This is a genomic window from Streptomyces sp. NPDC091292 (assembly GCF_044757265.1).
Classification (GTDB): Bacteria; Actinomycetota; Actinomycetes; order Streptomycetales; family Streptomycetaceae; genus Streptomyces.
On the sequence record NZ_JBIVUQ010000007.1, the window covers coordinates 409,087 to 415,397 of the forward strand.

At 73.0% G+C, this 6,311-nt stretch carries 6 protein-coding genes and 2 pseudogenes; 4 read left to right on the top strand and 4 right to left on the bottom strand.

Annotation, left to right across the window (positions count from 1 at the left end):
• Positions 1-9: 9 nt before the first annotated feature.
• The 3 genes from ACIQNU_RS22205 to ACIQNU_RS22215 all read right to left on the bottom strand — a co-directional run bounded on the left by ACIQNU_RS22205 (position 10) and on the right by ACIQNU_RS22215 (position 2,882).
• Entirely contained in the window at positions 10-1,281 is a 1,272-nt protein-coding gene (locus ACIQNU_RS22205) for a cytochrome P450 (protein ID WP_401368937.1), read from the bottom strand.
• Positions 1,282-1,330: 49 nt separating this feature from the next.
• Positions 1,331-2,053, bottom strand: a complete 723-nt coding sequence (locus ACIQNU_RS22210; RefSeq protein WP_401368939.1) for a tRNA-dependent cyclodipeptide synthase — start codon at positions 2,051-2,053, stop codon at positions 1,331-1,333.
• A gap of 157 nt (positions 2,054-2,210) precedes the next feature.
• The gene (locus ACIQNU_RS22215; protein ID WP_401368942.1) at positions 2,211-2,882 is read right to left on the bottom strand and encodes a GAP family protein; all 672 of its coding nucleotides are present in this window, start codon (positions 2,880-2,882) and stop codon (positions 2,211-2,213) included.
• Positions 2,883-3,037: 155 nt separating this feature from the next.
• Between ACIQNU_RS22215 and ACIQNU_RS22220 the strand changes: the two are divergent.
• From ACIQNU_RS22220 to ACIQNU_RS22235, 4 genes and pseudogenes are all read left to right on the top strand, one after another.
• Positions 3,038-3,427: pseudogene (locus ACIQNU_RS22220) on the top strand (RNA polymerase sigma factor); the annotation flags it as partial.
• Positions 3,417-3,842, top strand: a pseudogene (locus ACIQNU_RS22225) (ATP-binding cassette domain-containing protein); the annotation flags it as partial. The pseudogenes ACIQNU_RS22220 and ACIQNU_RS22225, both read left to right, overlap by 11 nt.
• The gene (locus ACIQNU_RS22230) at positions 3,839-5,224 is read left to right on the top strand and encodes a hypothetical protein (RefSeq protein ID WP_401369045.1); all 1,386 of its coding nucleotides are present in this window, start codon (positions 3,839-3,841) and stop codon (positions 5,222-5,224) included. The pseudogene ACIQNU_RS22225 and the gene ACIQNU_RS22230, both read left to right, overlap by 4 nt.
• A complete protein-coding gene (locus ACIQNU_RS22235; protein ID WP_401368945.1) occupies positions 5,221-5,814 on the top strand; it encodes a hypothetical protein in 594 nt (197 codons plus the stop codon). Before ACIQNU_RS22230 ends, ACIQNU_RS22235 begins: the two co-directional genes overlap by 4 nt.
• Positions 5,815-5,831: 17 nt before the next feature.
• On the opposite strand, the gene ACIQNU_RS22240 is transcribed toward ACIQNU_RS22235, so the two are convergent.
• A complete protein-coding gene (locus tag ACIQNU_RS22240) occupies positions 5,832-6,146 on the bottom strand; it encodes a hypothetical protein (protein WP_401368948.1) in 315 nt (104 codons plus the stop codon).
• Positions 6,147-6,311: the final 165 nt, after the last annotated feature.

The window sequence follows — 6,311 nt, forward strand, 5'->3', positions numbered from 1 at the left end:
AGAGCACGTTCACCAGAGCACGTGGAGGCGTTCCGGTACGCGTTTGATGTTGCCGGTGCGCCAGACCAACTGGTCCTCCGGGAGGGCCAGTCGGAGGGCGGGGAGGCGGTCGATGAGGGCGGTGAGGGCTTCCGTGGCGTGGACGCGGGAGATCAGTGAGGCGGGGCAGAAGTGGGGCCCGGCGCCGAACGCGAGGTGCGGGTTGGGGGTGCGGTCGATGTCGAAGCGCTCGGCGTCATCGAACCGTTCGGGGTCGAAGTTGGCGCCCTCCACACAGACGAGGACCAGCTCACCGGCCCGTACCAGGACGTCCCCGACCCGGACGTCACCGGTCGCGATGCGGGGCAGCCCGTCGCCGATGGACAGCGTGCAGCGCAGCAGCTCCTCCACCGCGTTCGGCATCAGTTCGGGGTCCTCGCGGAGCCGTTCCATCGTCTCCGGGTGGCGTACGAGGGTGAGCACGGCGTGCAGCAGGAAGACGTACGTGCTCATCGCGCCGGCCCCGAACAGCGAGGTCACCACGGCCGCCAGCATCTCGTCGGTCAGCGCGCCGCCGTCGCGCGCCGGATCGTCCCGCAGCTCGCACAGCCGCCGGATGAGGCCCCGCTGGGCGTCCCGGTCGGCGCGGACCTGCCGCAGGACGTAGGCGAAGTCCTTGTCCCAGTTGGCGGTGCAGCCGTCGAACTCGACCGGGCTGGTGACGAATCCGAGGTCCAGGCCCGCGATGAGCCGGTGACCGTCCTCGCGGGGGATGCCGAGCACTTCGCAGACCATGCCCGAGGCGTACGGCTCGGCGAACCGCGTCCGCAGATCGACGGGCGCGCCTTCCTCGACCATGCTGTCGATCAGTTCGTGCGCCAGGGCGCGCATCCACTCGGCCGACGCGGGTCCCGACCGGGGACCGAAGGCCCTCAGCACCTCTTGGTGGAGGCCCGCGCTGTTGACGTTGCCCATGGTGTTGACGACCTCCGGCGGGATCGTCAGCGCGTACTGGCGCGGCATGCCCGGCGCGGCCGTCCTGCGCAGGCTGAAGTGTTCGGCGTCCTCCAGGACTTGCCGGGCGAGGGCGTAGTTGCTGATGAGCCAGGCGTCGTCGCCGGTGAGCGTCCGGACGCGGGCGATGGGGCTCTCCTCGCGCAGTTGGGCGCACTCGGCGGGGACGACGTCGCCTCGGCGGGAGAGGGGCCATGCGACCGGTGCGTAGGTCTTGCCGGTGTGGGGGCAGGTGGTGGGGGTCGGCGTGGGGGGTGACGTGGTGGGTGACGTGGTCGTGGAAGACATGGAGTGCTGCTTTCTGGTGGGTCGCGGCGCGTGGCCTGAGGGTTGAGGGTCAGTCCTGGCAGGCGACGATGGCGTAGCCCTGGTTGTCGGCCGGTCGCAGACCCACCGCGCGGTCGCCGAACAGCAGGCGCCCCAGCGCCAGGACGGTGTGGTAGCAATGCACGGATGACTCGACGCCGAGGATGCTCGGGCTGTCCACGAAGAACGGCAGTTCGGCGTCGACGTAGTCGAGCACCACCTCCACCTGCCGCGAGGTGGGAAAGGTGCCGGGGTCGAGGCGCTTGGCGAGGAACCCGTACGCCATCTCGTCCCGGACGTTCCGCAGTTCGGTGTCGGTGCGCAGGGCGGCCAGCGCCCGCGCCCGGACCTCCTGGTACGCGGGCTCTTCGAGGAAGTCGGACAGCGGCCGGGCCCGTACCCGCTTCGCCGCCGTCCCCGCGTCCTCAAGGGCGCCCTCGATCCGCCGCCGTACGCCCCGCAGTTGCTTGACCGCACTGCGGCGGGCGTCCTCGGACTCGTAACCGAACGCTTCGCACATCGTGTCGAGGTAGAGGTCGGAGTAGACCACGTCGACCGCGTCGAAGTGGGCCGCCGCCCAGGTCACCGCGTGGACCAGACGCCGGCGGCTGAAGTAACTGTTGCCCGTGCTGACTCCGAAGAGGGCGTGATGTCCCTGCTGGAGGATGACATCGCTCCCGGCTCCGAACGGTTCGGCGTCCACGGCGTCCATGTCGGCGGCGGCGGCGAGTGACGGTAATTCGCTCCGAGTCATGAAACCTCACGCAACGTAACGGTGACATATACGTAATGTCATATCCCGCATATGTCAGCGGCCCATGCTGCCCATCACTCGAACGAGCCCGGCGCACACGCGGCGCACACCCGGCGCGCGCCCGACCCCCGCCGCTTCCCGCAGCCGATGGAGGAGTTCAGGCCGTGAGCCCGCTGAGGGCGTCACCGATGTATTTGGCGCCGAGGACGGTGAGGACGACGATCATGATGGCCGCGTTGTGGTCGGCCATCCAGGTCTTCCACCCCGCGAGGACCCGCTCGGCGCGGGCGCCGCCGAACAGGTAGACGGCGAGCGGCACGGTGGCGCAGGCCGACGCGATGAGGACCATGAGGATCGCGGCGACCGTCTTGCCGGTGCCGTCGGCCCCGCTGGACGCGATCGACAGGGCCCCGCCGACGGTCAGGACCAGGTTCTTGGGGTTGGCCAGGGCGAGGGCGCCCGCGAGCCCTGCCGACTTGCCGGGCGTGAACTTGTCGACAGCCCGCATCCACGCGGGCGGCCGGGCTCCGTGCCCCTCGCGGGGTCGCCCCTGCCACTGCTTCCAGGCCAGTACGAGGAAGAGGGCGCCGAGGGCGAGCTTGAGCCACAGGGTCCAGGAGGCGGGTTGGCCGCTGGTCCGCGTGCCGCCGCCGAAGGCGACGATCAGGGCGGTGAGCAGCGCGATGGAGGCGGTCCAGCCCGCGGCGAACGCGATGCCGTTGGTTCTGCCGTGCGGCGTCGCCAGCATGAGGACCACCGCGATCAGCGGCAACGGGCTGATGGCGATGCCTACGGCGGAGGCCAGCATCTGGCCGATCGCGTCACCCATGGCGGACCTGCCTCTCCGAGCCACCCTCACCCGCCGACGCGGCGGCGGCCAACGCGCGCATCCGAACGGGGGACGGGCCGGGGCCGGAACGGGACGGCGTGACCCGTATCACTCGCCGGAGAAAACCCGTCGCCCCGGACCACCGTCTAGCAGGTGTGAAACGGGTTGGGGCGGCGCCGCCGCAGGAACTGGACGAGGAGCGTCTTCTGCGACGCGTTGCCCGGGGCGACCGGGCCGCCTTCGAGGAGCTGTACCGGCGTACGTCGCCGTGGCTCGCGGTGCGGCTGAGCCGCCGCTGCGCCGACCAGCAGATCGTCGCCGAGGTCATGCAGGAGACGTATCTGGCGGTGTGGCGGGCGGCGGGCTCCTTCGCCGGGAGCGGGGCCGGGGGTACGGCCGTCGGCTGGCTGTGGACGATCGCGGCCCGCCGCCTCGTCGACGCGTTCCGCCGCCGCGCCCACCACGCGCAGCCGCCACCCGCCGCGGCCCCGCACCCCGTGGCGCCCGCCGCCGAAGAGGAGGCGCTGGTGGCCACCGTCGGCGGTGCAGCGCGCCGTGGAGCGGGTCGGCCTGGCCGACCGCGCCGACGAGCGGATGAAGACGCTGTCGGGCGGGATGGTACGGCGGGCCGGTATCGCCCAGGCCATCGTCAACGACCCGTCGATCCTGCTCCTGGACGAGCCGACGGTCGGCCTCGACCCGGCGCAGCGGCTCCGCTTCCGCGTTCTGCTCCAGGAGTTGGGTACGGACGCCTGCGTGGTCGTGTCGACCCATCTGGTGGAGGACGTGGCCGCCGCCTGCACCGACGTGGTGCTCTTCGCCGAGGGGAAGTTGGTCTTCCAGGGCACCCCGGACGAGCTGGCCGCGGCGGGCTCCCCCGACCATGTGGGCGACAGCCCGCTGGAGCGCGGCTACTCGGCGCTGCTGGTCGACCCGGTCCGGACAAGGGGCGCCTGGTGAACCTCCGTGTCCTGCGCATCGAGTGGAGACGGTCCGTCGCCCTGTGGGCCGGCGCCGCCGTCCTGGCGCTCGCGCTCGCGTTCCTCCAGCTCATCCCGGGCCCGTGGTGGGAGGGCACCGCGCTGTGGACGGCCCAGTGGACGTCGATGGCCCTGTGGACCCGCTACCTGCTGTTCTTCCTGTGGCCGCTCGCCGTCGGACTCGGCGCGATGCAAGGGCTGCGCGAGCCCCGCTCGAAGATGTCCGAACTCCTCACCAGCACCCCACGGCCCGCATGGCACCGCGCCGCCGCCCTTGCGGGTACGACGGCCTGCGCGCTGGTCTCGGCCTTCGCGCTGATCGTCGTCATGGGCGCGGTACGGGTGCTCGCCGGGGACGCCTCGTACGCCCACCTCGGCTGGCTGCCCATCTCGCTGGTGGGCGCGTTCGCGCTGGGCGCGGGGGCCGTCCTGGGCATGGGGGTCGCGCGGGCCCTGCCCTCCGCCCTCACCCCGCCCGCGCTGGCCGTGGGCGCCTTCCTGTTCACCACCCTGCTGCGGCAGACCTCGGACGACGCGGTGCCGACCTCCGCCGCGCCGAACCGTCTCTCGCTGCTCTCGCCCGCCGTGGCGGACGTACGCGAAACGCTCCTGACGCTCTCCGTCCCCGTACACGTCGGGCAGACGCTCTGGCTGCTCGGCATGGCCGCGACGGGCCTCGCGCTGCTGGCCGCCGCCGGACCGCGCGCACGGCTGCTCGCCCTCACTCCGCTGCTGGCGGGCGGGGCGGTCGCCCTGCTCCTGCTGCCGTCCGACCCCCGCGACACGTATGTCGTGGACCGGGCCGCGGCGGCGCAGGTGTGCGAAGGGCGGGTGTGTGTGACGGCGGCCCGTGGTGCGCGGCTCGACGGGCTCGCGGGTCCCGGCGAGGAGGCGCTGCGGCTGCTGCGCGGCGCGCTGGGCGAGGACGCGCCTGTCGCCGTGCACGAGACGACCGTGCCGCGGGGGATCGGCGAACAGGTCGGGCGGCCACGGGAGTTCCTGCTCGTGGACTTCGGCGACGGGGTGATCGAGGCCGCCGACGGCGAGCGGCTGACCCGGGTCCTGGTCGGCCAGGGCCTGGCCCCGATCTGCTACCCGCGCAGCGACCGGGAGAGCGGCCTGGTGACCGAGGCCGCCGCGCAGAGCATCGGCGCGGCCTGGGTACTCGGCGAGGACCCCCGGCCGCTCGACGGCACGATGCACTCCGCGAAGGACCAGGCCGCCGAGGTCCGCCCGGTGTGGCAGAAGTTCACCGCCCTGCCGCAGGCCGAACAGCGGCAGCGGATCCGCGCCCTGCACACGGCCGCGGTCTCCTGCACGGGCGACCCACTGGACGCGCTGACGGACGGCCCGAAACGGTGAGGGGGCTGACGCTGTACGCGCGCTCGCGCCACGCCCCCGCCTCCCTCGCCGTCGTACTGATCAGCGCGGCGACGGTCTGGGCACTCGCCCGGATCGGCGGCGGGGGCGGGGGAACGGGAGATCCGCGGCTGTCCACGCTCGTACTCGCCGCCGGGGCGACGGCGTTCTCGGCCGGACTCGGCGGACAGGACACCGCGTTGGACCGGACGGCCGCGATCCGCTGGATCCCCCGCAGGGCCGCGCACGTACTGCTCTGCGGCGCGCTCATCGGCTCGGTGCTGCTGGCGGTGCAGACGCTGAGCGGGCAGTCGGCGTCCCCCGCCTTCGCCGTACGCAACAGCGCGGGTCTGATGGGGCTCGTCGCCATCGGGGCGGCCTGGTGCGGGGTGCGGTACGCGTGGATCCCGGCGTTCGCCTGGCTGTCGGTCTCCCTCGCCGTCTCCGTCGCCGTCCCGCCCGCGACGGACACGGCGACGCAGGTCCTGACCTGGATGCTGCTCCCGCCCGACACGGCACCCGGCATGTGGACGGCCGTCGTGCTGACCGTCGTGGGCGTCGGGGTGTATGCCGTCCGGGGGCCGAAGCGTTAGGGCGTCGGGGCCGCCGGTCACTCGCCGGGCCCGTTGAACCCATGCGGCCCGTTGGACCCGTTGAACCGGTGCGGCCTGCGTCGGCGGTCGTTCTCGTCGTCCCAGACCTTCAGGAGGACCAGGGGGTCGGCGCCGCAGGCGCGCGCGTAGGAGGCGGTGAAACGCCTGCTGGGGAAGTGCCTGCCGCTGAGGATCTCGGTGATGTGTTCCAGGTCGGTGCCGGTCTCCCGGACGAGGAAGTCCGGAGTTATGGCGGCCATACGCCAGACCTGCGCCATGACGAGTCCGATGCCGGAACTGGCCGCCGGGGCGCGGTACGAGGGGTGGGACATGGGTGCGGCTCCACAGTCACTGGGCTGAGCTGGGTGGCGGGGGGGCCCCCGGGGGGGGGGGGGGGCCCCCCGGGGGGCCCCCCCCCCGGGGGGGGCCCGGCGGGGGGGGGGGGGCCCCGGGAGGGAAAGGCGGCGGGGTGGGCAGAGTGTTGTGTGTGTTGGTTT